The 26,837-nt window shown below is 67.3% G+C and carries 23 protein-coding genes; 4 read left to right on the top strand and 19 right to left on the bottom strand.

Annotated elements, in window-relative coordinates:
* Nucleotides 1-47: 47 nt before the first annotated feature.
* Both FHS28_RS15560 and zwf read right to left on the bottom strand, forming a co-directional pair.
* Nucleotides 48-908: a MurR/RpiR family transcriptional regulator gene (locus tag FHS28_RS15560; protein ID WP_088452366.1), complete on the bottom strand. Its 861-nt coding sequence runs from the start codon at nucleotides 906-908 to the stop codon at nucleotides 48-50.
* Between the two features lie 31 nt (nucleotides 909-939).
* Nucleotides 940-2,385 carry a glucose-6-phosphate dehydrogenase gene (zwf, locus tag FHS28_RS15565; protein ID WP_088452069.1) on the bottom strand — a complete coding sequence of 482 codons (1,446 nt, stop codon included), beginning with the start codon at nucleotides 2,383-2,385 and terminating at the stop codon, nucleotides 940-942.
* Nucleotides 2,386-2,660: 275 nt separating this feature from the next.
* On the opposite strand from zwf, the gene tal reads away from it, so the two are divergent.
* Genes tal through FHS28_RS15580 form a run of 3 tightly spaced genes read left to right on the top strand, consistent with a single transcriptional unit; the run spans nucleotide 2,661 to nucleotide 5,867 of the window.
* Nucleotides 2,661-3,611, top strand: a complete 951-nt coding sequence (tal, locus tag FHS28_RS15570; RefSeq protein WP_088452071.1) for a transaldolase — start codon at nucleotides 2,661-2,663, stop codon at nucleotides 3,609-3,611.
* Nucleotides 3,608-5,236, top strand: coding sequence for a glucose-6-phosphate isomerase (gene pgi / locus FHS28_RS15575; RefSeq protein ID WP_088452073.1), 1,629 nt, complete (start codon nucleotides 3,608-3,610; stop codon nucleotides 5,234-5,236). The genes tal and pgi overlap by 4 nt, the downstream gene beginning before the upstream one ends.
* A gap of 10 nt (nucleotides 5,237-5,246) precedes the next feature.
* Complete coding sequence (locus tag FHS28_RS15580; RefSeq protein ID WP_088452075.1) at nucleotides 5,247-5,867, top strand: HAD family hydrolase; 621 nt, start codon at nucleotides 5,247-5,249, stop codon at nucleotides 5,865-5,867.
* A gap of 131 nt (nucleotides 5,868-5,998) precedes the next feature.
* Here FHS28_RS15580 and FHS28_RS15585 read toward each other — a convergent pair whose 3' ends face one another.
* The 6 genes from FHS28_RS15585 to pilB all read right to left on the bottom strand — a co-directional run bounded on the left by FHS28_RS15585 (nucleotide 5,999) and on the right by pilB (nucleotide 11,802).
* A complete protein-coding gene (locus FHS28_RS15585) occupies nucleotides 5,999-6,274 on the bottom strand; it encodes a DNA gyrase inhibitor YacG (protein ID WP_088452077.1) in 276 nt (91 codons plus the stop codon).
* Nucleotides 6,275-6,360: 86 nt separating this feature from the next.
* A complete protein-coding gene (zapD, locus tag FHS28_RS15590) occupies nucleotides 6,361-7,116 on the bottom strand; it encodes a cell division protein ZapD (RefSeq protein WP_088452368.1) in 756 nt (251 codons plus the stop codon).
* Nucleotides 7,117-7,192: 76 nt separating this feature from the next.
* Nucleotides 7,193-7,786 (bottom strand): dephospho-CoA kinase, encoded by a 594-nt coding sequence (gene coaE / locus FHS28_RS15595; RefSeq protein WP_088452079.1) that lies wholly within the window; start codon nucleotides 7,784-7,786, stop codon nucleotides 7,193-7,195.
* 16 nt (nucleotides 7,787-7,802) lie between these two features.
* Nucleotides 7,803-8,741, bottom strand: a complete 939-nt coding sequence (locus tag FHS28_RS15600; protein WP_088452370.1) for a prepilin peptidase — start codon at nucleotides 8,739-8,741, stop codon at nucleotides 7,803-7,805.
* Nucleotides 8,742-8,745: 4 nt separating this feature from the next.
* On the bottom strand, nucleotides 8,746-9,978 hold the full coding sequence (locus FHS28_RS15605; protein WP_088452081.1) for a type II secretion system F family protein: 1,233 nt from the start codon (nucleotides 9,976-9,978) through the stop codon (nucleotides 8,746-8,748).
* Nucleotides 9,979-10,077: 99 nt separating this feature from the next.
* Nucleotides 10,078-11,802: a type IV-A pilus assembly ATPase PilB gene (gene pilB / locus FHS28_RS15610; RefSeq protein ID WP_088452083.1), complete on the bottom strand. Its 1,725-nt coding sequence runs from the start codon at nucleotides 11,800-11,802 to the stop codon at nucleotides 10,078-10,080.
* 297 nt (nucleotides 11,803-12,099) lie between these two features.
* Here pilB and FHS28_RS15615 point away from each other — a divergent pair, with 297 nt between their 5' ends.
* Nucleotides 12,100-12,474: a glutaredoxin family protein gene (locus FHS28_RS15615; protein WP_184294978.1), complete on the top strand. Its 375-nt coding sequence runs from the start codon at nucleotides 12,100-12,102 to the stop codon at nucleotides 12,472-12,474.
* Between the two features lie 119 nt (nucleotides 12,475-12,593).
* Here FHS28_RS15615 and FHS28_RS15620 read toward each other — a convergent pair whose 3' ends face one another.
* From FHS28_RS15620 to bchB, 11 genes are all read right to left on the bottom strand, one after another.
* Nucleotides 12,594-14,237, bottom strand: coding sequence for an O-linked N-acetylglucosamine transferase, SPINDLY family protein (locus FHS28_RS15620; RefSeq protein ID WP_088452085.1), 1,644 nt, complete (start codon nucleotides 14,235-14,237; stop codon nucleotides 12,594-12,596).
* 86 nt (nucleotides 14,238-14,323) lie between these two features.
* Nucleotides 14,324-15,100, bottom strand: coding sequence for a putative photosynthetic complex assembly protein PuhE (puhE, locus tag FHS28_RS15625; protein WP_088452087.1), 777 nt, complete (start codon nucleotides 15,098-15,100; stop codon nucleotides 14,324-14,326).
* Between the two features lie 18 nt (nucleotides 15,101-15,118).
* Nucleotides 15,119-16,195 carry a magnesium-protoporphyrin IX monomethyl ester (oxidative) cyclase gene (acsF, locus tag FHS28_RS15630; RefSeq protein WP_088452089.1) on the bottom strand — a complete coding sequence of 359 codons (1,077 nt, stop codon included), beginning with the start codon at nucleotides 16,193-16,195 and terminating at the stop codon, nucleotides 15,119-15,121.
* Complete coding sequence (gene puhC, locus FHS28_RS15635) at nucleotides 16,179-16,652, bottom strand: photosynthetic complex assembly protein PuhC (protein WP_184294981.1); 474 nt, start codon at nucleotides 16,650-16,652, stop codon at nucleotides 16,179-16,181. Before puhC ends, acsF begins: the two co-directional genes overlap by 17 nt.
* A 3-nt stretch (nucleotides 16,653-16,655) precedes the next feature.
* Nucleotides 16,656-17,396, bottom strand: a complete 741-nt coding sequence (puhB, locus tag FHS28_RS24465) for a photosynthetic complex putative assembly protein PuhB (protein ID WP_088452093.1) — start codon at nucleotides 17,394-17,396, stop codon at nucleotides 16,656-16,658.
* On the bottom strand, nucleotides 17,393-18,148 hold the full coding sequence (gene puhA / locus FHS28_RS15645; RefSeq protein ID WP_088452095.1) for a photosynthetic reaction center subunit H: 756 nt from the start codon (nucleotides 18,146-18,148) through the stop codon (nucleotides 17,393-17,395). The genes puhB and puhA overlap by 4 nt, the downstream gene beginning before the upstream one ends.
* 9 nt (nucleotides 18,149-18,157) lie before the next feature.
* Complete coding sequence (locus tag FHS28_RS15650; RefSeq protein WP_088452097.1) at nucleotides 18,158-19,702, bottom strand: BCD family MFS transporter; 1,545 nt, start codon at nucleotides 19,700-19,702, stop codon at nucleotides 18,158-18,160.
* Nucleotides 19,699-20,400 carry a magnesium protoporphyrin IX methyltransferase gene (gene bchM / locus FHS28_RS15655; protein WP_088452099.1) on the bottom strand — a complete coding sequence of 234 codons (702 nt, stop codon included), beginning with the start codon at nucleotides 20,398-20,400 and terminating at the stop codon, nucleotides 19,699-19,701. Before bchM ends, FHS28_RS15650 begins: the two co-directional genes overlap by 4 nt.
* Entirely contained in the window at nucleotides 20,400-21,305 is a 906-nt protein-coding gene (gene bchL, locus FHS28_RS15660) for a ferredoxin:protochlorophyllide reductase (ATP-dependent) iron-sulfur ATP-binding protein (RefSeq protein ID WP_088452101.1), read from the bottom strand. The genes bchM and bchL overlap by 1 nt, the downstream gene beginning before the upstream one ends.
* Nucleotides 21,302-25,123, bottom strand: a complete 3,822-nt coding sequence (locus tag FHS28_RS15665) for a magnesium chelatase subunit H (protein WP_246410161.1) — start codon at nucleotides 25,121-25,123, stop codon at nucleotides 21,302-21,304. The genes bchL and FHS28_RS15665 overlap by 4 nt, the downstream gene beginning before the upstream one ends.
* A 16-nt stretch (nucleotides 25,124-25,139) precedes the next feature.
* Nucleotides 25,140-26,831: a ferredoxin:protochlorophyllide reductase (ATP-dependent) subunit B gene (gene bchB, locus FHS28_RS15670; protein ID WP_088452105.1), complete on the bottom strand. Its 1,692-nt coding sequence runs from the start codon at nucleotides 26,829-26,831 to the stop codon at nucleotides 25,140-25,142.
* Between the last annotated feature and the right edge of the window lie 6 nt (nucleotides 26,832-26,837).

A 26,837-nucleotide genomic window follows, 5' to 3' on the forward strand; every position in this document is an offset into this window, starting at 1 on the left:
TCCGCCGTTTTGGGGGGGCGCTGTGTGCGTCCCTGGCGCTCAGATCCTCACTGCGCGTAGCGCTTGCTCCGCAGGTTCTTCTTGATCTCCTGCAGCATCGGCCGCAGGTTCTCACCCAGGCGCAGCGCCACGCCGGTGGTCAGCACGTCCACCACCACCAGGTGCAACAGGCGCGACACCATCGGGCTGTAGCGGTCGTAATCCTCCGGATGGTCCACCGCCAGCAGCACCTGTCCGGGCAGCTGGCCCATCTGCGCCAGCGGGGAACCGCTCGCGGTGATGATGATGGTGGTGGCGCCCTTCTTGCGGGCGATCTCGGCGGCATCCATCAGGTCGCGGCTTCGACCTGAGTTGGAGATGATCACCGCGCAATCGCCCGGGCCCAGCATGGTGGCGCTCATCAGCTGGATGTGGCCATCGCTGCAGGCGAAAGTGTTCACCCCGAGCCGGAAGAACTTGTGCTGCGCATCCATCGCCACGATGCCGGAGTTGCCGACGCCGTAGAACTCTATGCGCTTGTGCTCCCGACCGGCTTGCGTCAGCGCCAGGATGGCCCTCTCGAAGGCATGGCTGGCGGCGTCGTTGCGGTAGTGCAGCAGCGCGGCCACCGCGTTGTCCACCACCTTGACGATCAGGTCGCCCGGCTTGTCGTCTTCATCCACCGCGCGGTGCACGAAGGGCACGCCTTCATTGACGCTGCCGGCCAGCTTCAACTTGAAGTCAGCCAGGCCGTCATAACCGACGCTGCGGCAGAACCGCACCACCGTGGGCTTGCTCACATGCGACCGGTCGGCCAGCTCGCTGACCGGCAGGTTGGCAAAGGCCCTGGGATCCGCCAGCAGCAGCTTGGCCACCCGCTGTTCCGCGGGCGGCAGGGCGGGCAGGGCCGCCTTGATGCGTTCCAGCATGCTCATGAACGGCACTCGCGCAGGCAGGGACTCAGCACTCTTCAATCCAGGAATGGCCGTCCCGCGCCACCAGGGCGCTGGCAGCCGGTGGGCCCCAGGTGCCGGCCACATAGTTGCGGGGGCCGGTGCTGTCGTTCTTCCAGTAGTTCAGGATCGGTTCGACCCACCTCCAGGCCTGTTCCTGTTCGTCGCTGCGGACGAAGAGGTTCAGACGCCCGGCAATCGCATCCAGCAACAGTCGCTCGTAAGCGCCGACGCGGTCGGCAGCGAAGGCCTTGTCGAAGTCCAGGTCCAGCGACACGGGGCTCAGGGCCTCGGTGCTGGAGCCACCCTTGACCGCCATCAACTGAAGCTCCAGGCCGTCCTCCGGCTGCAGCTTGATGATGAGCCGGTTGGGGCAGCTGCCGCCCGGGAAGATCGGGTGTGGCACCGGTCGGAAGTTGATGACAATCTGGGCGTCCCGCGCCGCCAGCCGCTTGCCGGTGCGCAGGTAGAAGGGCACGCCGGCCCAGCGCCAGTTCTGCACTTCGGTGCGCAGCGCCACAAAGGTTTCGGTATGGCTGCCGGGCGGCACCTTGCCTTCTTCCAGATAACCGGGCACCGACTTGCCGTCAGCCGTGCCGGCACGGTACTGGCCCCGTACCACGTCGCGCGAGACGGTCTCCGGCGTGAACGGCTTCAGCGCCCGCAGCACCTTGAGCTTTTCGTCGCGGATCGCGTCGGCATCATTGCTGGAGGGCGCTTCCATGGCGATCATGGTGAGCAGCTGCAGCGCATGGTTCTGGATCATGTCGCGCAGGGCGCCAGTGCCGTCGTAGAACGGACCGCGCGTGCCCACGCCCAGCGACTCGGCCAGGGTGATCTGGATGTTGGAAATGCTTTCGCGGCGCCACAGCGGCTCGAACAGCGCATTGCCAAAACGCAGCGCCATCAGGTTCTGCACGGACGGCTTGCCCAGGTAATGGTCGATGCGAAAGGCCTGCGTCTCGTCGAAGACGCTGCGCACCACCCGGTTGATCTGCTGGGCGCTGGCCAGGTCGTGACCCAGCGGCTTTTCCAGCACCACGCGCACTTTCGGACCATTCAGGCCCGCCGCGCCCAGCTGCTCGCAGATCTGGGTGAACAGGTGCGGGCTGGTGGCGAGGTAGAGGACCGCGGTGTCGGCATTGCGCTCGCCGAGCCAGTCCTTCAGCCGGGAGTAGTGGTCCGGCTGGGAGAGGTCCATGCGCCGGTAATGCACCAGCGACGCGAAACGCTCGAATTCCTCGTCCGTGGGACGCTTGCCTTCTTCCACTTCGCGGAAACGCTCCTGGAGCCACTCGCGATAGCGCTCATCCGGCATCTCGTCACGGGCCACGGCCAGAATGCGGCCGTTCTCGGGCAGCTTGCCGTGGCGGAACGCCTGGAACAGGGCGGGCATGAGCTTTCGCCAGGTCAGGTCACCAGTGCCACCAAAAAAGACAAGATCGAAGGACATGTGCGCGGCGCTCCCGCGAAGGAGCGCGATAGTTGGCTGACGTCTTGATGTAACGAAGTTACCGGAATTATGATGCCGCAGTTTCTTCGGACGGTCAATCCGCCTGAAGTCGTCCGTGCCCCCTCTGTAGAGGGCCCCCGACGACAACGGGCGACGAGCGCTCGGGAAGCCTTCGGCACCGGTTCTAATACGGGGGCAATGGGGCAAGGCTCATGCCGCGCTCCGCTTCCGGCTTCAACCCACCGATTGTGACCGCCTCCGGGCGTCCCCACCCTATGAACCAGCTCGAACAACTGAAGGCCCACACGACTGTGGTGGCCGACACCGGCAACTTCAAGCAACTGGCGCAATTCACGCCGCGTGATGCCACGACGAATCCGTCGCTCATCCTGAAGGCCGTGCAGTCGCCCGACTATGCCCACCTGCTGGAAGACACGGTGGCTGCCAACAAGGCGGACACGCTGGACCTGATCGTCGACCGCGTCCTGGTGGCCTTCGGCCTGGAAATCCTGAAGGTGGTGCCGGGCCGTGTCTCCACCGAAGTGGACGCCCGCCTGAGCTTCGACACCGTGGCCACACTGGCCCGCGCCCGCCGCATCATGGCCCTGTACGAGGCCGCCGGTATCGGCCGCGACCGGGTGCTGATCAAGATTGCCTCCACCTGGGAAGGCATCCAGGCCGCCCGCGAGCTCGAGCGCGAAGGCATCCACTGCAACCTGACGCTGCTGTTCTCCTTCTGCCAGGCGGTCGCCTGCGGTGAATCCGGCATCCAGCTGATCTCCCCCTTCGTCGGGCGCATCTACGACTGGTACAAGAAGTCGGCCGGCAGCCAGTGGGACGAAGCCGCCAACGCCGGCGTGAACGACCCCGGCGTGAAGTCGGTGGCCGCCATCTACAACTACTTCAAGAAGCAGGGCATCGCCACCGAAGTGATGGGCGCCAGCTTCCGCAACATCGGCCAGATCCAGGCCTTGGCCGGCTGCGACCTGCTGACCATCAGCCCCGACCTGCTGGCCCAGCTGCAAGCCTCCGACGCACCGCTGACCCAGGCGCTGGATGCCGACGCGGCCAAGGCCCTGGATTTGCCCAAGGTCTCCTTCAACGAAGCGGCCTTCCGCTTTGCCCTCAACCAGGATGCCATGGCCACTGAAAAACTGGCCGAAGGCATCCGCCTGTTTGCCGCTGATGCCGGCAAGCTGGACCAGATGATCGAAAGCCTGCGATGAGCCTGTTCCCGCGTTGCGACAGCAGCCCCCACTGGGCCGCCCTTCACAACCACTTCCAGCACACCGGTGCGGCGTTTGACGTCCGGCAGGCCTTTGCGGCGGAGCCGGACCGCTTCCAGCGCTGGTCGCTGCAGGCGCCCGAGGTGTTTGCCGACCTGTCCAAGAACCGCATCGATGCCAAGACCCTCGAGCTGCTGCTGGGCCTGGCCAAGGATGTGCAACTGGAGGCGCAACGCGAGGCGCTTTTCAACGGCGACCCGATCAACCATACCGAAGGCCGCGCGGTGCTCCACACCGCGCTGCGGGCGCCGGCCGGCCAGGCGCCGTTCAGTGACGAGGTCCAGGCCTCGCTGGACCGCATGCTGGCCTTTGCCGACAGCGTGCGCGACCAGGCCATCAGCGGCATCACCGACGTGGTGCACATCGGCATCGGCGGCTCGGACCTCGGTCCCGCCATGGTGGTGCAGGCCCTGCAGGCCTATGTGCCGGCCACGCTGAAGCTGCACTTCGTCTCGAATGTGGACGGGCACGATCTGGCCCCGGTGCTGCGGGGCCTGAACCCGGCGACCACCCAGTTCGTCGTCGCCTCGAAGACCTTCACCACCCAGGAGACCCTGGCCAATGCCCAGGCGGCCAAGGCCTGGTTCCTGCAGCAGGGTGGCACCGACATTGCGCGGCACTTTGCGGCCACCACCAGCAATGCCAAGGCGGCTGCCGAGTTCGGCATCACCACCACCTTCGCTTTCTGGGACTGGGTGGGCGGCCGTTATTCGCTCTGGTCGGTCATCGGCCTGCCGATTGCGATTGCCGTCGGCGCTGAGAATTTCAAGGCGCTACTGGCGGGTGCCCACGCGATGGACCAGCACTTCCGCATCGCTCCGCTGGCCACCAACCTGCCGGTGCTGCTGGGCCTGCTGGACGTCTGGTATCGCAACTTCCACGGCTTTACCAGCCGCTCGGTGGCCCCGTATCACCAGGGCCTGCGCCGGCTGCCGGCCTATCTCCAGCAGCTGGAGATGGAGAGCAATGGCAAGGGCGTGGACCGGGACGGGCAACCGCTGGGGTATGGCACCAGCCCGGTCGTCTGGGGCGAGGCGGGCACCAATGGCCAGCACGCCTACTTTCAGATGCTGCACCAGGGGACGGACGTCATTCCGGTGGAGTTCATCGCCGTCAAGACGCCGCAATTCGGAGCGCATGTCAGCGGTGAGCTGCTGACCCGCCTGCAGGACCAGCACACCAAGCTGCTGGCCAACTGCCTGGCCCAGTCGCAGGCGCTGATGCAGGGCAAGACGGCAGAGGCCGCAGTCGCCGAGTCGGCCCCGACGGCTTCCAAGGATCTGGCGCCGGACGTCCTGGCCCGCCACCGGAGCTTCCCGGGCAACCGTCCCAGTACCACGCTGATGCTGGAGGCGCTGACGCCGGCGTCGCTGGGCGCGCTGATCGCGCTGTATGAACACCGCGTGTTTGTCAGCGGTGCTGTCTGGAACATCAACAGCTTCGACCAGTGGGGCGTGGAGCTGGGCAAGGCCCTGTGCAACAGCCTGCTCCCGCGCCTGACCAGTGGCGACCTGACCGGCCTGGATGCCTCCACCGCCGGTCTGCTGACCCGCCTGAAGCGCTGAGGAATCCGGCATGAAAGTGGTGTTTGACTTTGGCGGCGTGCTGTTTCGCTGGCACCCGCCCAGTTTCCTGGCGCGCGTCTGGCCCCATCGGGTGGCGGACGAGCAGGTCGGCGCGGAAGTGGCCCGCACCTTCTTCCAGGCCTACGGGGGCGACTGGGGGGCGTTTGATCAGGGCTTGGCCGATGCGGCCACGACCGCAGACCGCATCACCGCCCGCACCGGCTGGCCGCGGGAGGAGATCGTCGCGGTGATGGAGGCCGTGCCGCAGGAGCTGCAGTTGATCGACGGCACCGCGGCCCTCATTCAAGACCTGAAGGCCGCCGGTCACACGCTGCACTTCCTCTCCAACATGCCCGAGCCGTATGCCGACCACCTGGAGCAGCACCATCCGCTCAAGGACTGGTTCGTGTCCGGCATCTTCTCCGGGCGGGTGAAGCAGTCCAAGCCCTACACGCCGATCTTCGAGCTGGCGGTCGAGCAGTTCGGTGCCCAGCCGCAGGACCTGATTTTCCTGGACGATCATCCGGAGAACATCAAGGCCGCGACGGCGCTGGGATGGCAGGCGGTGCTGTTCACCACGCCGGAGGCGGCGCGGGTGTCGCTGCAGGAGCGCGGGCTGCTGCCGGCTTGAGGCGCGAGCGCCGGCAGTGGCCGGTTTAGGGGCGCCACCGGCTGCCACCGACATGAAGGAGCCGCCGGCTAATGCCGACTGAGGGAGCCGCCGGCTGCTACCGGCCGAGGCCGTGCCGTCGGCCGGAGGCCTTACTGCTCCGCGTCGTTCTCATCTTCCGTGGTCGGCGGTGCCGGCACACGGAACGATTCGTCCGCCCAGTGGCCCAGGTCGATCTGGCGGCAGCGCTGGCCGCAGAAGGGACGCCACGGATTGCTGGGCGCAAAGATGCTGTCCCCACCGCAGGTCGGACAGGGCACGATGCGTGGGCTGCCCGAGGTCGAGCCCGGCGCGGCGCTGGACGTCGGGTTGGATGTCGGACTGCCGGACTGGCTGGCGGGCAGGCTGGAAAGCGGCTTGGAAGTCATGGCAGGAACTGCTTGGATCAACCGGCACCAGCCCCTGTGTGAATCGAGGGGCTGCTGCCGTCGGGTGAATCAATGAACGCGTGGCCTCAGGCGCACAGCGTCAATTCAAAGGTGGCGTCCACCGGGGCAGGTTTCAAGCGGCCTTCTTCATCCTGACGCATCAGCCGGATGGACACCATCAGGCGGTGACCGCTGATTTCCGGCACCAGTCCCAGGCTGGGGTCGATGCGCATGCGCAGCAACTGGAAGCTGCGACCCTGAGGCAGGCTCTGCTGATATTGCCCGGCATGGGCCGCCACTTTGTGCGGTGACCCACTGTCCCGCAGCAAACCGAGCAGCACATTCAGCGCCTCGGCCAACGGCATCAGCGTCTGCGCCCACTGCATCAGGTCATTGCGGCGCTTGGCCGGCAGGTACTGCTGCCAGGTGTAATACCCCGGCAGATCAAACTCGCAGGTGCCCCCGGGAATCGAAATGCGGCTGCGGATGCTCATCAGCCACTCATTGGTGGTCAGCGCCTGCCCGGCCTTGCCGGGCAGCTGATTGAGCTTGTCGAAAGCATGATCGATGCGGCCCACCACCTCGTCCAGCACGGACTCGGCAATGGCCGGGTTGCCCCGGTAGCTGTTGAGCTGGGTGCGGTGACGCTCCAGTTCCTTGAGCAGATCGGCTTTCAGGTCGGCACGCGAGGCCACGTCCATCACTTCGAAGATGGTGGCAAGCGCATAGTGGTGGTCCAGCGCGGTATCGCGCGCCACCAGTTGACCCAATCGATCGAACAGATGCTCCAGCCTGAGCATCGTGCGGATGCTCTCGTTGAATGGGTATTCGTAGAGGATCAAGTCGACCATCCTGTTACGGCAAGGGGCCATTGTTCCACAGGCCAGCCGTGCCCCACCCGCCGTGGGGGTCGTGTGGTCAGAACAGGGGGCTTGTCAACAGCGCCGCAACTTCCCGATGCAATTGATCCAGACTCAGGCCCTCGTTGCAAACAATCGCATCCGCCGCGGCCCGGCGCTGCGCCCGAGTGGCCTGCTGGGCGATGATGGCACGCACCTGCGGCTCGGGCAGACCGGAGCGTTGCATCACCCGTTGGACCTGGGTGGCTTCTTCGCAATCGACCACAACCACCCGATGGAGCTTCTGGCGCCAGCGGCCGGATTCCACCAGCAGTGGTACGTCGAAAACGACCCGCTGGTCCGCCCCCGCGGCGGCCGCCTGTCGTTCGGTTTCTTCGCCGATGAGGGGATGGAGGATGGCTTCCAGCGCATGGCGCGCGGCGGGGTCCTGAAACGCCAGCGTCCGCATCGCGGCGCGGTCCATGGCGCCGTCTGGAGCGACGAACTCCGGGCCAAACTGCCGCGCGATCAGCGGCATGGCGGCGCCGCCGGGTTGGGTCAGCGAGCGCGAAATCGCATCGGTATCCACCAGCAGGCAGCCGCCCAGCGTCACCATCGCTTTGGCAACGGTGCTTTTGCCGCTGCCGATGCCGCCGGTCAGACCGATGCGCATGCGGGCGCTCCTGGCGTCAGCCGGGCAGACCCAGCCAGGCCATCACGGTGCGAGGGCCGATCAGCAGCACCGTCAATCCCCCGCCGGCCAGGAAGGGGCCGAAGGGCACGTAACGCCCCTCGCGCAGCCCGCCGGAGACCTTGAGGTACACGCCCACTGCGGCTCCGATCACCGAGGCCAGCAGGGCGATGGGCACGATCATCTGCCAGCCCAGCCAGGCACCGAGGCCGGCCAGCAGCTTGAAGTCGCCGTAGCCCATGCCTTCCTTGCCGGTCAGCAGCTTGAAGACCCAGTAGATGGACCACAGGGAAAGATAGCCCACCACCGCGCCGATCAGCGATGACTGCAGCGACACCGGCAGCATGCCGGCTGCCGCGGCCACCAGGCCTGCCCAGAGCAGGGGCTGGGTGATGCTGTCCGGCAGGTAGGTGGTGTCCCAGTCGATGCCGGCCAGCGCGACCAGCGCCGCCGCGAAGCCGCAGTACAGCAGCGCCGCGAACTGCGGCCCCACCGTCCAGCCGATGCCCAGGAAGAGCAGGCCGGTCAGCAGTTCGACACAGGGATAGCGCAAGGAAATCGGGGCCTTGCAGGAGGCGCACTTGCCGCCCAGCCGCAGCCAGCCGAGCACGGGCAGGTTTTCATGCCAGCGCAGTTGATGCCCGCAGTGCGGGCAGCGGGAGCGGGGCATCACCAAGCCCAGCGGGGGCAATGCGTCCAGGGCCTGTCGCACTGGTAACACGCCGTCGGCCACGGCCTGGGCCTGCGCCGGTGACAGCCGAAGCAGGTCCTGCAGTTCGTCCGTGGCCGCCAGTTGCTGCTGGCAGTCGTCCAGCCAGCCCCGACGCATCATCACCGGCAGCCGGTAGATGACCACATTCAGGAAGCTGCCGACACACAGTCCCAGCAGCCCAAGGTACCACGGAGACAGCAGGAGCTCGAAAACGTCCCGATCCAGCAACTCAAACCACCGCGCCGAGCTTGAAGATGGGCAGGTACATGGCCACCACGATGCCGCCGATCAGCGTGCCGAGGAAGACGATGATGATCGGCTCCATCAGGCTGGACAGGGCCTTGACCGCATCGTCCACTTCTTCTTCATAGAAGTCGGCGGCCTTGCCGAGCATGTGGTCCAGCGAGCCGGATTCTTCACCGATGGCCGACATCTGCAGCACCATCACCGGGAAGAGACCCGTGGTCTGCATCGAGTTGGTCAGCGACGCGCCGGTGGACACATCGCGCTGAATGCGTTCCGTGCCTTCAACGAACACGGCATTGCCCGAAGCACCGCCCACCGAGTCCAGCGCTTCGACCAGCGGCACACCGGCGGCGAACATCGTGGCCAGGGTGCGGGTCCAGCGGGCCACCACGGCCTTGTAGATCAGGTCACCAAAGATGGGCACCTTCAGCAGGATGCGGTCCATGACCTTCTGCATCCGCACCGAGCGCTTCCAGCTCTGGAAGAAGAAGTAGAGACCGCCACCGACGGCCGCAAAGATGAGCCACCAGTAGTTGACGAAGATTTCGGACAGCCAGATGACGAACAGCGTCGGGGCCGGCAGGTCGGCGCCGAAGCTCTTGAACACGTCACGGAAGGTCGGCACCACGAAGATCATGATGATGGCCGTCACCACAAAGGCGGCGACCAGCACCGCGATCGGGTAGGTCAGGGCCGACTTGATCTTCTGCTTCAGCGCCACCGTCTTTTCCTGGTAGATGGCCAGGCGGTCCAGCAGCGCTTCCAAAATACCGCCGGACTCGCCGGCTTCCACCAGGTTGCAATACAGCGCGTCGAAATAGAGCGGATGCTTGCGGAAGGCGACCGACAGGCTGGTACCCGTTTCCACGTCCTGGCGGATTTCGTTCAGCAGCTTGGTCAGGCGCGGATTGGTACTGCCGCGGGCCACGATGTCGAAAGCCTGCAGCAGGGGCACGCCGGCCCGCATCATGGTCGCAAGTTGTCGCGTGAAAACGGAGATGTCCTTCTGCTTGATGGACCGGCCCCCGCCGCTGCGGCGCTTCTTGACCTTGCTGACCAGGATGCCCTGGCGGCGCAGCGAGGCGCTGACCACGGCTTCGCCGCCGGCGCGCATTTCCCCGCGCACCAGCTTGCCGTTGCGGTCTTTGCCTTCCCACTCAAAGATGTATTCCTTGATGTTCTGCTTTGCGCGGGAACCCGCAGTGGTCGTCGCCATATCACCTCCAGCCGTTGCGCCAAGCGAACGGCGCTCCCAATCAGTTGTTTAATTCCCAGTGCGGTTCATGCATCGACATGACAACCGGGCTGCCCTCAATTACTCGTTGGTGGCCGCCAGCACCTCTTCCAGCGTGGTCACCCCGACCTTGACTTTGACCAGCCCGGACTGACGCAGGTCCCGCACGCCGTCGGCGCGCGCCTGCTCCGCAATGTCCATGGCGGTGCCTTGGGTCAGGATGATCCGCTGAATTGCTTCACTAATGGGCATCACTTGGTAAAGGCCGACCCGGCCCCGATAACCATTGTTGCAATTGGAGCAGCCCACGGCCCGGTAGGGTTTCCACGAACCGTCCAGGTCGTTTTCCTCGAAACCGGCGCGCAGGAGAGCATCCCGCGGGTATTCCGCCGGCACCTTGCAGTTCTCGCACAGGCGCCGGGTCAAACGCTGGGCGGTGATCAGCAGCACGCTGGAGGCGATGTTGAACGGGGCCACGCCCATGTTCAGCAGACGGGTCAGGGTGGTGGGCGCGTCGTTGGTGTGCAGCGTGGACATCACCATGTGGCCGGTCTGGGCGGCCTTGATGGCGATGTCGGCGGTGTCCAGGTCCCGGATTTCACCCACCATGATGATGTCCGGATCCTGACGGAGGAAGGATTTCAGCGCGGCCGCGAAGGTCAGGCCCGCCTTGTCGTTCACGTTGACCTGGTTGATACCCGGCAAGTTGATTTCCGCCGGGTCTTCCACGGTGGAGATGTTGGTGCCAGGCTGGTTCAGGATGTTCAGACAGGTGTAGAGCGACACCGTCTTGCCGGAACCGGTGGGGCCGGTCACCAGGATCATGCCGTAGGGGCGATGGATGGCCTGGAGCAGCCGCTCCTTCTCGATCTTCTCGTACCCCAGCGCCTCGATGCCGAGCTTGGCCGAGGACGGGTCCAGAATACGGATCACGATCTTCTCGCCGAAGAGCGTGGGCAGGGTGGACACCCGGAAGTCAATGGCCTTGGAGCCGAACTTGAGCTTCATCCGCCCGTCCTGCGGCACCCTGCGCTCGGCAATGTCCATGCGCGAGATGACCTTGATGCGGGAGGCGAGCTTTTCCTTGATGGCGATCGGCGGCTGGGTGATTTCCCGCAGTTCGCCGTCCACCCGGAAGCGGACGCGGTAGTGGTATTCGTAGGGTTCGAAGTGAAGGTCGGAGGCCCGCATGTTGATGGCATCCACCAGCATCTTCTGCAGGAAGCGCACCACCGGGGCGTCTTCGACGTCCCCCATCTCCTGCGCTTCTTCCTGCGGGGCGGTTTCTTCCTCGGCGATGTCGAAGTCGAAGTCTTCACCGGCGATGGCTTCGAGCTGCTCGGAGGTGCTGCCGGCGGTGGAGGCGCCCAGCAGCTTCAGCAGCTTGTCATGCTCGACGATGATCCATTCGGGCGTCAGCTGGGTGGCGAACTTGATGCGTTCAACCACTTCCTGATCGGTGGGGTCGGCCCCGCCGATGAACAGCCGGTTGCCGCGCCGGGCCAGCACCACCACCTGGTACTGCACCGCCAGCTTGGCGTCGATGATGTTCTGGGGGAGCTTGTGCGAGTCGACCGCATTCAGGTCGAGCAGCGGCATCGCCAGGGCATGCGCCAGCGTGTGGGCCAGCTCGGGAGAGGTGACCGTGCCGGACGCCATGACGGCGTTGACGAAACTGGTCTTCTTCTCTCGTGCCAGGCGTACGAGATCCTCAGCGGCCTTCGGCTGAAGTTTGCCGGCGTGCACAAGCACGCGCGCAACGCCCGACAGGGCGGACTGGGGGGGATCGGCCAGAGTGGTGTCCATCGCCTATCACTTTACCGTCTTGTACCCTGGCGTGACCGGCCCAGGCACAGGGTGTTTCACCGAAGTGGGGAGCTTTGTGCAATTTCGTTCTTTCCCGACGCCATCGGCCCGCTCCGCCACCCCCGATCAGTGAACAAATACCTCCTTGCGAGCCTTGGGGTCAAGGTAACGATCTGTGAGGACCGTGGCTTGCCCGCATCGCCGGGACGTCGGAGCGGCGGGCCACAGACGTGATTTCCCGTTTTAAGGCGTTTTGTCATACTCAAGGCGTCTGATCCCGGACACGTGGAGCGACCGATGAAACAGCTGGTGGGCGTGGTGATCTTCCTGATGCTGGCCCTGACGGCCTGGCGACAGTGGGAGCGGCACGCGCCGCCTGCCGACATGAGCCGCAGCGAGATGCGCGCCCTGGCGGCCGGGGTACGGGCCGAAGAGGTGGTCATGTACACCACCACTGAATGCGGCTATTGCGTTCAGGCCAAGCGCTGGTTGGACGCCAACGGCTTTGCCTTCACCGAATGCAATATGAGTGTGGACGCGCGGTGCCAGACGGAATTCCAGTCCTACCAGGCGCAGGGCACGCCGTTCCTGGTGATCCACCGAGGCAAAAAGCCGCATCAGATGCACGACGGCTTTGATGAGGATGAGTTCGTGAAGGCGCTGAAGGCCTAGGGGGCCCCCGCATCACTCCGCGCGGCAGCCGACACAGCAGCCGTCCCTGCGGCTCACTGCAGCCTCACAACCGCCTCACAACGGTCTCACCACCGCTTCACCACCGCTTTACCACCGCCTCACAGCGGCGCAGGGGGCAGCCCCTGCACGGCGCGAGCCCACATGCGCTCGTACAGGGCTTCCAGATCGCGGGCGAACTGCCGCGAGTCGATCCAGGGCTGTATCGGCAAGGCCCGGCTGCCGTCCCTGGCCAGCGCACAGACCCGGTCGCCATACGCCTGCGGGGTCTCGCAAATCAGGTCGGGGCGCCCGGCAGCGGTGAGGAGGCTGGCGGCCACCCGCCCGGCGAATCCATCCCCCTTCAGCGTCACCACCGGCACGCCCGCCGCCAGTGCATCACTGGTGGTGGTGTGGCCGTTGCAGGGCCAGGTGTCCAGGGCGATGTCGGCGCTCGCCAGCCGCTGCCAGTGGGTGGCCATGTCCACCGGGGGCATGAACAGGATCCGGTCCGGGCCAATGCCGCGCTGCGCCGCTTCGGCCAGCAGCTGTGCGTCCGCCTGATCGCCGCCGCTGAGCTGCCACAGCAGCGCCTCGGGCAGGGCGTGCAGCAGATGCATCCAGGTGTCCCACACCGCCGGGGTGATCTTGTAGACCGGATTGGCGCCCAGCAGCACCAGGGCGGATTCGGGCAGACCCCAGCGGGCGCGCGGCAGTGGCGTGATCTGCCGCTGGCTGTCACCGGGCTGATAACAGCCCGGCAACTGGGCGATGGTCTCGCTGTAGTCGGGCGCGTGGGCATGCGGGGTCACCACAGGGTCGCCGATGAGGTAGTCGATGAAGTCCGCGCCGCTGGTGCCCGGGAACCCCAGCCAGCTCACCTGCACCGGCGCCGGCCGACTGGCCAGCGCAGTGAAGCGGCTGCCGGCCGTGTGGCCCTTGAGGTCGATGACGATGTCCACCGCGGCATCGCGCAGTGCGCGGGCAATGCCGTCCAGACTCAGCGCCGACACGTCCAGCAGATGTCCGGCGGCCCGTCGGATCCGCTGCGACAGGGCGCTGCCATCGTCCGGCCCGTGCGAGACCAGCATCACCTCGAACCGCTCGCGGTCATGCTGCTCCAGTGTCTCCACCAGCAGCGCCGCTGTGGCGTGTGCGTGGAAGTCGCCGGACAGGTAGGCGACGCGCAGCCGCTCCCCCGGCGCCTTGGCGCGGGCCGGCACCGGCGGCAGCGGCTGCAGGCCGCGACTCAGATAACGCGTGCTCATCCGGGCGACTTTCAGCAGCTGCGAAGGCTGATGAGGCAGCCCGACCAGCGTGAAGGGCACCCCGAACTCGTCCTGCGCGTCGTCCGGCTTGGCTTCGATCGCCTGATGCAGGGCGACGAGATTCGCCTCGAAATCCGCCCACCGGGCGCATTGCTGATCTCCGTGCGCCAGATAGGCCTGTGCCATGACGCTGGCCGGCTGCAGCGTGGCCACGGTCCGGAAGCACTCGGCCGCTTCCGCCTTCATCTGAAGCGTCTGCAGGGCGAAGGCCAGTTGCAGATAGGCGTCGACATCGTCCATCTTCAAGGCCAGCGCCTGCATCAGCGGCCCGACCGCCTCCTGGGGCCGACCGCTGCGGCGCAGGGCTTCCCCGTAATAGCGCTGCAGCTCGCTGGACTGCACGTGCGCAAACGGCGCCAGCAGGGCGGCGGCCTCGGCGTACCGCTGCTGCCGCATGTCGGACAGGGCGGCGTTCAGGAGCTCTTGAAGGGCAGTCATGGCGGGCGCTCGCGGGTCGGAAACAGATGCAGCAAGTCGCTCATCGTAGCCGCCCCCAGCCGCCACCCCAGCCGCCACTCCAGCTGCTACTCCGCCGTCGGCCTCCCGGCCCGTGACCGCATCCCCCAGTCCCAGAGCCGTTCACTCGGCAGGGGCAGCACCATGAACCAGTGCTCCAGAAGCGCCAGGCTCAGCAGCATGGCCACGAAGCTGCAGGCCGTCACCTCAAAGGCTTCGACGCTCAGCGACACCGCCCCATGCCAGGCCGCCACTGACAGCCCGGTCACCCCAATGACGCTGACCGGAAACCACCGATTCCCCGGCCGCTGCCGAAAGTAGCTGTGCAGATACCGGAGATGCTCCGGCAGGAACTGCTCATTCAGGTTGCGCACGCCGAAGAACACATTGAGCTTGGCGGAGAGCCGCATCAGCCACAGCACCCCGAAGGTCCAGGTGGCCACCTGATTGGGCCGTCCCCAGGTCAGCGCCAGCACCGCCAGGCCCAGCACGATCAGCGCCAGCTCGTGATAGAGGATCGCCATCACCGCATGCCCCGCCCGGCGCCAGCCGGTGGCGTCCGGTGGACAGGCATCCCGTCGCGGGCCGGTCACATAGCCGAGCAGGAACCCGATCTCCTGCCAGCCCCAGACGATCAGCGCGGCGGTGAAGGCGAGATAGGCCCCGGTCACGCGGGTGTCCGCAGCGGTCACGCCCACGCCCAGCAGGGCGATGCCCAGCAGCACCGTCGCCGCGCCCATCGTCCAGGGATGCGTCGCGCGGGGCAGTCCGTTCAGGTAGAGGATGACCCCGGTGCTGAACCACCACAGCAGCAGAACGTAAAGCGCAGGCCAGCCGTGTTGCATGGTGGGAACCCGCTTTGCTTACCAGCTCGGCGCCACCCGCATCTCGCGCGGCAGCTCATGGGACTTCACCGGCAGCAGATAGAGCCGCGCAAAACACAGCGTCGCCTGCACGGCGCACCAGCCCTGCTTCAGCCGGCCCCACACGCCGCCCTGCGCCTGGGCCCGGTCATTCGCCGCGGCAATCTCGCATAGGCGTGTCATGCCGGTGCGGAAGGCCGGCCGGTCGGTGTCCAGGCTGAGCGGGAAGACCTGGCGGGAGATCTCGGTGGTGATGTCGAAAACCTTGTAGTCGTACTCGGTCGGGTCCATGCCCAGCGCTTCGCTCAGCCAGGGCCGGGTATGGTCCCGCACATACATCGTGGCGTAGACCGCCAGCAGGAAGAAGCGAATCCACAGCCGGTTGCCGCCTCGCAGCAGGTGCGGCTGGGCGCGCATCATCAGGGCAAAGGACTCGCCGTGGCGGAACTCGTCGTTGCACCAGCGCTCGAACCATTTGAAGATCGGATGGAAACGCCGGTCCGGGTGCTGCTCCAGCTGACGGTAGATGCTGATGTAGCGCGCATAGCCGATCTTCTCCGACAGGTAGGTGGCGTAGAAGATGTACTTGGGCTTGAAGTAGGTGTAGGCCTTGGTGCGCTTGAGGCCGACCAGATCGACCTGCAGGCCGAAGTCCTTCAACGACTGGTTGATAAAGTTGGCATGCCGCGATTCGTCGCGGGTGAGGTAGCGCATCAGCTGCCGGATGTCGGGGTTGCTGACGTTCTTCGCAATCTCGTTGTAGAGCACGCAGCCGGAGTATTCGCTGGTCAGGGAGCTGACGAGGAAGTCCTGGAAGTCCCGTCGCAGCTGCGGCGACCAGGTGGCCGACAGGGCCGCCACCTCCGCCGCGAATTCGGGCGTGCGCAGGAAGTGGTCGTGATTGTTGTCGCCTTCGTACTCCGCCATCATCGCGTCCCACTCGGCGCGGATGGGGTTCATGTCGAGCCGGTCCATCGCGGCGTAGTCGGTCTTGTAGAAACGCGGCGTGAGCATCGTCTCGGCCTTGGCCAGACGGGCCGCATCTTCCGGGGTCTGAAGTTCAGCGCTGGGCGACATGAGGGTCTCCTGGTGACGGATGGGGCAGCAGGCGGACAAACACTGCCGCATTGCTGGCCCCGAAGGATTCAAGATCGATGCGTCGCTGGGTGGCCGGGTCCACCAGCGTGAGGCGGCCATCGGCACGGCCGAGCAGTTCAAAGGGCAGCTCCGGGCCCAGTCCCTGGCGCTTGCGTTCGCGCACCAGCCCGCGCATGGCGCTGCGCAGGAAGCCGTTGGTGCCGGGCGCGACCGTGTCCAGCAGCACACCGGTGCGGGCGTCCCGCACGGCGATGCTGCCGTCCGCGCCGTCTTCAAAGCGCAGCGCACGGCTTTGCTGGGTGACCGCGTCCGGACGCTGCTGGGCGCTGACACCGGCCAGACGCACGGCGGCCACGCCCAGCACGCTCACAAGCACCAGTGCACCGAGGGCCGCCAGTGGCAGGGTGGGCAACTTGCTGTGGGCAGTGCTGTCCATGATTCAGGCCGGCACGGCGCCGATGGCGCCAGGGTCGCGGGACGCCGTCTCGGGAGGCGCGGGGTCCACCGGTGCCTCCTGCCGCGTCGGATCCACCACCACCGCTCGGGCTGGCAGTGCTCGGCGCGCCGCTTCCGCGTCCTTCAAGGCCTGCGCCAGCAGAGCCGCCACGGCAGGCGCCTCGCGCAAGGCCCGCAGCATCGGCTGGGTGCGGTTGAGGTGCCACGGCCGGGCATGGGGCCACAGATGCAGATAGGCGATCCGGTCTTTGCCTGCGAGGCTCAGCACGATGTCGCCGCCGCGGCCCCGGGGGCGCCAGCCCGCGGACAGCATCTGCGCAAAGGGCAGATTGAAGGTGATGCTCAGCACCACGCCCACCCGCATCACCACGCGGCGATTGGTGAGGGTGTAGACGGTGGTGCGCGCAATCAGCCAGGCCATGCCGGTCAGCAGGGCGCCGGCCAGCAGCATCAGCGGCAGCATGCCGGCCAGGGCACTGAGGATCTGGCCGAGGCTCTGGCCGTCCGCCCAGCTCGAGCCGGCGCGCCACACCAGCAGCAGCGCGAAATAGCCCGCCACCAGATCCAGATGCATGGCCTGCCTCAGCAGCAGACGGACGTCCGGGGCGCCCTGCCACAGCACCTGCTCGCCGTCCGGCAAGGCCTCCGGCAATCCCGGCGTGGCCTCAAACTCGTGCTCGTGCGCCGGGGCCAGCAGGTTGACGAGGGGGGCGGTGGCTCTCACAGCAGCGGCTCCTGACGCTGCGGGGTGGCATAGAGCGTCCCGGCGCCGTAATAGGCCATGATCTTTTCCTCTTCCCGCAGCGTCACCTGCTCTGGCTGCCGCAGGGCCGGCACGCGCGCAAACTGGTGGCCGAGGATGGCGCGCACGCGGATGTGGCGGTCGTGCACCTTCGCAAAATTCATCGGCAGTAGCACCCGGCCCGCGCCCGGCACGTCCATCTCCAGATAGCGGAACAGCATCTCGGAGCGGTCCACCCAGAGGTCCACCACGCGGCCGCCTTCCACGCCGTCGGCGCCCAGGACCGGCAGGCCGCGCGGATCGACATCCTGCGGCGCCACACCGAAGCCCGGCGCCACCCGCAGCGGCACGATCTTGATCACGCCTTCGTAGGTGAGGTCCGCCACATCGGCCCGGTTCGCCCAGGCGCCGGGACCGACGCCGGCCAGCAGCGGATCGCCATCCGGCTGCAGCGGCGAACCGCGATAAGCCCCTTCGTGCAGCGGCGGCTGGTTGTCTCGGCGGGCGTTGGGCGCCTCCACCGTGTCGCCGTTGGCCAGCCGGAATATCTTGGGCGACGGTACCGCCGGCCAGCCCTGCACCGTGATCGACCGCGAGCGGTCCGACTCCAGCGGATACCCCTCGCGTTTGTTCTCGCGATGGAGGTAGTAAATGAGCCCGGCGAAGAAGATCCAGAACGCGTAGAGCACGAGCTGGGCCACGTCGATATAGCCCGTGATGGCACCGGTTTGCATGGAGGCCTCCTAGCCTGGAAACTCGGCCAGCCCCATACGCTGGCGGGACGGTGGGGATGCGGCCGTGCGGCGCACCAGGGGACCGATGGCGATCAGCGTGCCAAACAGCAGCGCGATCTCCAGGTGATACACAACGCTGTAGGCCACTTGCGGTTCGGACATGGCCGGCCCCAGCCAGCCGTTCGCCGCCAGGGCTTCGAAGCCGTCACGCAGGGTGCCGCCCAGGGCCACGGCCAGGCCGCCAGCGGTGGCCTGCATGGCGCCCCAGGCGCCCAGGGCCAGTCCGGCGCCGCTGCTGCTCTCCAGCCCCATGGCCACCACCAGGGTGCTGACCGCAAACAGTCCGCCGCCCAGGCCGATGAGCAGGTTGCCCAGCCGGAACAGCCAGCCGGACGCCAGCGGCGCGGCGAAGATGACCGCCGAGAAGGCAGCAATGCCGATCAACAGCCCCAGGGCGGCCAGTCGATGTGCATCCACCCCGCGCGCCAGCAGCCGTGCCGCCAGCGCAAAGGCGATGACCGACCCGAGCGCCATGCCGGCCGTCAGCAGGCTGGTGGCGGCCACAGGCAGATGGAGAATCGCACCGCCGTAGGGCTCCAGCACGATGTCCTGCATGTTGAAGGCCGCCGTGCCGAGGGCCACCGCCACCAGGAAACGCCGGGTGTGCGGCTGGGCGGCGAAGCGACGCCAGACGTCGCGGAAGGTCGGCCTGGCGGCGTCGGCGTCGCCGTTGCCGTCGCCCTGCGCCGCCGCGCGCGGCACGCTGCCGCGGGCTTCCTGCTTCCACAGCGCGATGGTGTTGAGCACCATCGTCGTCAGCGCGGCGCCCTGCACCACCGCCACGAGCCGCGTCGGGGAGAAGCTCTGCAGCAACACACTGAAGCAGACGCTGGCCGCCACCATGCCCAGCAGCAGCATCACATACATCATCGCCACCACCCGCGGACGGGTGTCCGGCCGCGCCTGGTCGGTGGCCAGCGCCAGGCCTGCCGTCTGCGTCGTCTGCATGCCGGCACCGACCAGGACAAAAGCCAGCGCCGCGGCCAGCCGCCCGGCCAGCACGCCGCCGGGCTGGGCGCTGGCCTCCGCACCGGGCTGCAGCAGGATCAGCGCAAACGGCATGACGGACAGCCCGCCAAACTGCAGCAGCGTGCCGAACCAGAGGTAGGGCACCCGTCGCCAGCCCAGCGCCGAGAGATGGGTATCGGAGCGGTGCCCCACCAGGGCGCGCAGCGGCGCAACCAGCAAGGGAAGCGCCACCATCACCGACACCGCCCAGGCCGACACCCCCAGCTCCACGATCATGACCCGGTTGAGCGTCCCCACCAGCAGCGCATAGGCCATGCCCACCGACACCTGGAACAGGGCCAGCCGCATCAGGCGGGGCCATGGCAGCTCGGTGGTGGCCACATCGGCAAAAGGCAGGAAGCTCAGGCTCAGGCGCGTCCACTTCAGCGCCAGGCGCTGGTGAAGCGTCTGCGCCTGGCGCTGGTGAAGCGTCAGCGCCTGGCGCTGAGGGCCCGTCGCGGCGGAGGGGGGGCGGGGCAGGCTCATGGTCGCACCAGCTCCAGGGCCTGGGAGGTATAGAAGCCGCTGAACACCCGCTCGGTGCGGCGCTGGTCCCAGGCCAGCAGCCGCGGATGGCTGCCGATCAGCCGGTGCAGGCGATGCTCCGCCACCGGCACGATGGCCGGCGACCGGTTGCCCCGGGGAAAGAGCTTGCCCACCGCCTTCATCATCTGCAGCGCCGGATTGCTGGGGGCGAAGGTGAACAGTACCGAATGGCGGGTGCGCTCGGCCAGATCCGCCAGCACGGCCACGGCATCGGCCGGCTCATAGTGAATCAGCGAATCCATGCCGATCACATGATCGAACTGGCCCAGCGCCGGGTCCAGCATGTCGCCGGAACGGAAGTCGATGCAGCCCCCGCCGTCAAAGCGAGGCTGGCGCTCGCGGGCCAGGTCCACCAGTGTCGGCGAGAGGTCAATGGCCAGCACCTCGGCCCCGCGCCGCGCGGCTTCCACCGCCAGCGCACCGGTGCCGCAGCCGGCATCCAGCACGCGGCGGCCGCGCAGGTCCGTCGGCAGCCAGGACAGCAGCGTGCCCCGCATCCGGTCGCGGCCGGCACGCACGCTCGCCCGCACCCGGCCCACGGGCGCATCGGAGGTCAGCCGCGCCCAGGCGTCGGCCGCGGTCCGGTCGAAGTAGGCCTCGATCTGGCCGCGTCTCTCGAGGTAGTCGGAGTGGCTCATCAGTCGAATCCCAGCAGGTCGAAGAGGTCGCGGTCCTTCATCGGGACCGCTTCAAAGGGTTCGCCGCCGGTCCAGAGCGACGCGGCCAGGCGCAGGTATTCCTGCTGCACCTTCTCCAGCTCCGGCGACGGCTCCATCTCGAACAGGGTGGACTTCTTGAGACGGCTGCGGCGGATCACGTCCAGATCCGGGAACTGCGCCGACAGCTTCAGGCCGGTGCGTTCGGTGTAGCGGTCGATCTGGTCGGTGGCGGCGCTGCGGTTGGCAATGACACCGCCCAGCCGCACCTTGTAGTTCTTCGCCTTCGCGCCGATCGCCTGCACGATGCGGTTCATCGCGAAGATGGAATCGAAGTCGTTGGCGGTCACGATCATCGCCCGGTCCGCATGCTGCAGCGGTGCGGCAAAGCCGCCGCACACCACATCGCCGAGCACGTCGAAGATGACGACGTCGGTGTCTTCCAGCAGGTGATGCTCCTTGAGCAGCTTCACCGTCTGGCCCACCACGTAGCCGCCGCAGCCCGTACCCGCAGGCGGGCCGCCGGCTTCGACGCACATGACGCCGTTATAGCCCTCGTAGACGAAGTCCTCGACCCGCAGCTCCTCCGCGTGGAAGTTGACCGTCTCCAGCACGTCGATGACGGTGGGCAGCATGCGTTTGGTCAGGGTGAAGGTCGAATCGTGTTTGGGGTCGCAGCCGATCTGCAGCACCCGCTTGCCCAGCTTGGAGAAGGCGGCCGACAGGTTGCTGGACGTCGTGCTCTTGCCGATGCCGCCCTTGCCGTAAATGGCAAAACACTTGGCGGTGCCGATCTGCACGCCGGGATCCATCTGGACCTGCACGCTGCCAGCGCCATCGGGCCGTCGCTGGCCGATGTCGCTCAGGGGAACGGTGATGGTGCTCATGCGGCGGCCTTCTCGGTGTTGTCGATGACGCCTTCGAGGCGGTCTTCCAGTTCGTCGCCGGCCTGGCGCAGGGCCTCGAGCGTGGCGGCGTCGGGTTGCCAGTAGTCGCGGTCCACGGCTTCCAGCAGGCGATGGGCGACGCGCGTGGAGGCCGTCGGATTGAGCTGGGCCAGGCGCTCGCGCATGGCCGGGTCGAGGATGAAGGTGGCGCTGAGCTGCTCATACACCCAGGGGGCGACCTGCCCGGTGGTGGCGGACCAGCCCAGGGTGTTGGTCACATGCACTTCGATCTGACGCACGCCTTCGTAGCCGTGCTCCAGCATCGCCTCGAACCACTTCGGATTGAGCATGCGGGTGCGGGTTTCCAGAGCCACCTGCTCGCTGAGGGTGCGCACCGTGCCACCCCCCAGGCCGTCGCGCGTCTGGTCACCGATGTAGACGGGCGTCTGCGCCGCGCCACTGCCTTCGCGGGCGACCTTGGCCCGGCGGATGGCGCGGCTGACGCCACCCAGTGTGTCGAAATAGGTGTCCACGGTAGTCACGCCGAGCTCGACCGAATCCAGGTTCTGATAGGCCAGTTGCACGTCCGCCAGCACGCTTTGCAGCAGCGCCGCCTGCTGCACCGGACGCCCGGTGCGGCCATAAGCAAAGCCCTTGCGGCGGCTGTAGGTCTCGGCGAGTTCATCACCGTCCTGCCAGCGGCTGTTGTCGACCAGACTGTTGATGTTGGCGCCGTACGCGCCTTCGGCATTGCCGAACACCCGCAGCGACGCCGCTTCCAGGTCGCCGCCGTTCGTGCGCTGGTAGGCCAGGGCATGCTTGCGCAGGTAGTTCTGGTCCTCCGCCTCGTCGGCGCTCGCCGCCAGGAAGGCCGCCTCGGCCAGCAGCCGGATCTGCAGCGGCAACAGGTCGCGGAAGATGCCGGAGAGGGTGATCACCACATCGATGCGCGGCCGGCCCAGCTCGGCCAGCGGAATCAGCTCGGCACCGGCCAGCCGGCCGTAGCTGTCCTGCCGCGGCCGGGCGCCCATCAGCGCCAGCGCCTGGGCGATCGGGCCCCCTTCGCTCTTGAGGTTGTCCGTGCCCCACAGGACCATCGCGATCGATTCCGGCAGCGGGAAGCCGCCCGCCTGATGGCGCTCCAGCAGACGCTGCGCCTGACGGGCGCCATCCTTCACCGCATAGGCGCTGGGCAGGCGGAACGGGTCGAAGCCATGCAGGTTGCGGCCGGTCGGCAGGATGGCGGGCGTGCGCAGCAGGTCGCCGCCGGGCGCGGGACGCAGGAATCGACCGTCCAGGGCCTGGACGATGCCATCGAGTTCGTGGTCTTCGGACATCAGACGGTCCATCTCGACCAGGCGTTCGAGCAGGGCGCGGTCGGGCAGCGGGGCGGGACCCTCGACGGGGCGGGCGGAGGAGACCGAAGCGTCCGCCGGAACACCCTGGGCCACCAGCGCTTCGACCACGCTACGGTCCAGCTTCACACCTTCCGACGCATCGGCAAAGGACATCAGCAGGTCCACCCGCTCCGCCGGGCTGGGTGCACGGCCGACCACATGCAGGCCGTGGGGGATCAGCGTGTATTCCAGTTCCAGCACCGCGTCGCCCAGGCGTGCGATGGCAGCATCCGCGTTGTCGGGGGCACCAGGGGCCCCGGACCAGGTCGGTTCCGCCTCGGCGAGATCGAGCAGGGCCGCCTGCGCCTGCAGCATCACGGCCAGTTCCGCGCGTTCCTCGATCGCTTCCGGTTCCAGGCCACGATGCCGCTCCAGCATTTCCTTCAGCTCGACCAGACCCTTGTACAAGCCCGCTTCCGTCACCGGGGGCGTCATGTAGCTGATGAGCGTGGCGGCGGCGCGTCGCTTCGCGATACTGCCTTCGGACGGATTGTTGGCGGCGTAGAGATAGAAATTGGGCAGGTCGCCAATCATCCGGTCCGGCCAGCAACGGGCCGACATGCCGGCCTGCTTGCCGGGCATGAATTCCAAAGCGCCGTGGGTACCGAAGTGCAGCACCGCATGGGCGGCAAAGTCCTCCCGCAGCCAGCGGTAGAAGGCGGAGAACGCATGCGTCGGTGCGAAGCCCTGCTCGAACAGCAGCCGCATCGGATCGCCCTCATAGCCGAAGGCGGGCTGGATGCCGACAAACACATTGCCAAAGCGCTCGCCAAGGATGTGCAGATGGCTGCCATCGGTCTGCTGCTTGCCGGGCGACGGGCCCCATTGCGCCTCGATCTCCTTGAGATGCTTCTCCCGGCGCAGATGCTCGTTCGCTGGAATGCGGTGATGCACGTTGGCCATGGCCCCGAAGCGCTGCGCATTGCCGTGGATCAGTCGCTCGCGCAGCTCGTCGACCGAGCCCGGCACTTCCACCGTATAGCCTTCGCGCTGCAGGCGCAGCAGTGTGTTGTGCAGCGATTCGAAGACCGAGAGGAAGGCCGCCGTGCCGGTCGCGCCCGCATTGGGCGGGAAATTGAAGATGACGGCGGCAACGCGCCGGCCCGCCCGCTCACTGCGGCGCAGATCCACCAGCTTGCCCACCCGGCTGGCCAGTGCATCGGCTCGTTCGATGCAGCTGTGCATGTCGTGGGCATCCACCACATTGTCGAAGCGGCAGGCATGGCTGCAACCGGTGCAGGCGATGCGGGTACCGTTGGCCCGGCCCCCAAACACCATCGCGCCGGTGGCGCCGTCCAGCTCGGGAATGGCCACCATGATGGTCGATTCCACCGGCAGCAGGCCGCGCGCGGAGCCGCCCCACTGGTCCAGGGTCTGGAACTCCACCGGATGCACCGCCAGATAGGGCACGTCCAGCGCCGCGAGCACATCCTCGGCGGCTTTGGCGTCGTTGTAGGCCGGCCCGCCGACCAGCGAAAAGCCGGTGAGGGACACCAAGGCATCGATGCGGGCGTGTCCGTGGTCATCCTGGAAGTAGGCGCTGATGGCCGGGCGCTGATCGAGACCGGTGGCAAACGCCGGGATCACCCGCAGGCCGCGCGCCTCCAGCGCAGTGATGACGCCGTTGTAGTGGTCGGCATTGCCGGCCAGCAGATACGACCGCATCAGCAGCAGGCCCACCGTGCCGCGAGCGCCGGTGGTGGCCATCAGGGGCAGCGCCTCAAGCGACGTGGCCAGCAGGCCGGTGGCGCTGGGGTGGCGCATCTGCGGGTGGTAGAGCCCCACCTCCGGATAGCTGATCGGCTGCTGCGGCCGGGCCGTGGCCCGCAGCGCCTGGCGCGGGCCCTCGGCATACCGCTCCACCAGTAGCCGCACCATGTTGGCGATGTTGTCCTGCGAGCCGGCGAGCCAGTATTGCAGGGTCAGGAAATAGGCCCGCACATCCTGGGCGGTGCCGGGGATGAAGCGCAGGATTTTGGGCAGCATGCGCAGCGTCTTCATCTGCTGCGCGCCGGCGCTGGCGCCGCGTCCCTCCTTGCCGGGGGGCTTGCCACGCAGCCGCTTGAGGAAGGCCAGGGCACCGCTGGCCGGCGCACTCATGTCGAAGCCCCCCATGCGGGTCAGCCGGGTCACTTCGGTGGCGGACATGGCGCAGACCATCGCATCGCAGTGATCCCGGCGCGCCTGGAGGTCGGCCAGCACCGGCATGAAGTGATCTTCCAGGAACAGCATCGAGGCGATCACGATGTGCGCCGAAGCGATGTCCGCCTTGCAGCGCGCCAGCGCCTCCGGCTGGTCACCCCATTCCGCCGCGGCGTGCACCGTGAGCCGCAGACCGGGCAGACTTTGCGCCAGCACGGCATGCGCGCGCTCGGCCGCGCTGGCCAGATGGCTGTCCATGGTCACGATGACCACGTTCATGGCCGGGGCCAGGCGCTCAGCTGCTGAAGTGCGCCTTGGCGTCATAGAGCGTCTCCAGCGTGATGAGCGGAAGCTGACGGCTGCGGGCGTAGGCCTCGGTATTGCGACGGGCCTTGGCGCGGACGAAGAAGGGGATCTTGCGCAGTTCCTGCTCGGCGTCCGCGGCCCACGGGGCCGTCCGGGGGGTGACTTCGATGGTGCCCCTGGCGGAGGGGACGCCGGCGGGCACGGATGCAGACGGTGCCGTGGCCATGGGGACACCCTCGGCGCCTTGCGCTGCGATTGGCGTGGCCACGGGCACCGGTATCGGCCGCGCCGCGTGACCCAGATGGGACGGCATCGCGTCCGCGTGGAATTCGAAGTCGCCGCGGAACATGCCCAGCAGATGCTCCTCCAGCCCCATCATGAGCGGATGCACCCAGGTGTCGAACAGCACGTTGGCGCCTTCGAAGCCCATTTGCGGCGCATGCCGTGCAGGGAAGTCCTGCACATGGACCGGCGCAGAGATCACCGCACACGGCACGCCCAGCCGCTTGGCCATGTGGCGCTCCATCTGGGTGCCCAGCACCAGTTCCGGTGCGGCGGCCGTGAGGGCGGCTTCCACTTCCAGGTAGTCGTCGGTGATCAGTGCTTCCAGTCCGTACTGCGCTGCGGCGGCACGGAGCTCGCGGCCGAACTCGCGGCTGTAGCTGCCCAGGCCCACCAGCTCGAAGCCGAACTCCTGCGTGGCCACCCGCGCGGCAGCGATGGCGTGGGTCGCGTCGCCGAAGACGAAGACGCGCTTGCCGGTGAGGTAGTTGGCGTCCACCGAGCGGGCGTACCAGGGCGAGCGGGAAGCGGCGCGGACCGCATCGAGCTGAAGCAGGGGGGCCGCGCTTGCTGCTGCGGCTGCGTTTGCGTTTGCTTCGGCGTCGGCGCCTGCGTGCCCGCAAACGCCTGCCAACCCACAAACCTCTTGGATGAAGTCCTCGGTCGCACGTGCACCGATGGGAATGACCGTGGTGAACGGCTGCCCCAGCTGGCGGCTGAGCCAGGCGGCGGCCGTCTGCGCCACCTCGGGATACAGCACCACGTTGAAGTCCGCATCCGCCAGCCGGGCGAGATCGCCCGGCGTCGCCTGCCAGGGCGCCACGACATTGATCTCGATGCCGAGTTGCCCCAACAGCTGGGTGATCTCCCGCAGATCATCGCGATGACGAAAGCCCAGCGCCGTCGGCCCCAACACATTGCAGCGCGGCAGCGCGCCACGCTCGCGGCGGGTGCCTGGCTTCACCACCAGCGCACGCACCAGCTGATAGAAGGTCTCGGCCGCGCCCCAGTTTTCCTTGCGTTGATACGCGGGCAGTTCCAGCGGGACGACCGGCACGGGCAGGTCCAGCGCCGCGGCGAGCCCGCCCGGATCATCCTGAATCAACTCCGCGGTGCAGGAGGCGCCCACCAGCATGGCCTGCGGACGGAAGCGGTCGTAGGCCTGCTTCACCGCGTCCTTGAACAGTTGCGCCGTGTCGCCGCCGAGGTCGCGCGCCTGGAAGGTGGTGTAGGTCACCGGCGGACGTTCCTGGCGGCGCTCGATCATCGTGAACAGCAGGTCCGCATAGGTGTCGCCTTGCGGCGCATGCAGCACGTAGTGCACCTCGCGCATGGCCGTGGCCACGCGCATCGCGCCGACATGGGGCGGTCCTTCGTAGGTCCAGAGTGTGAGCTGCATGGCGGC

The sequence above is a fragment of the Roseateles terrae genome (assembly GCF_014192155.1).
GTDB lineage: Bacteria > Pseudomonadota > Gammaproteobacteria > Burkholderiales > Burkholderiaceae_C > Roseateles > Roseateles terrae.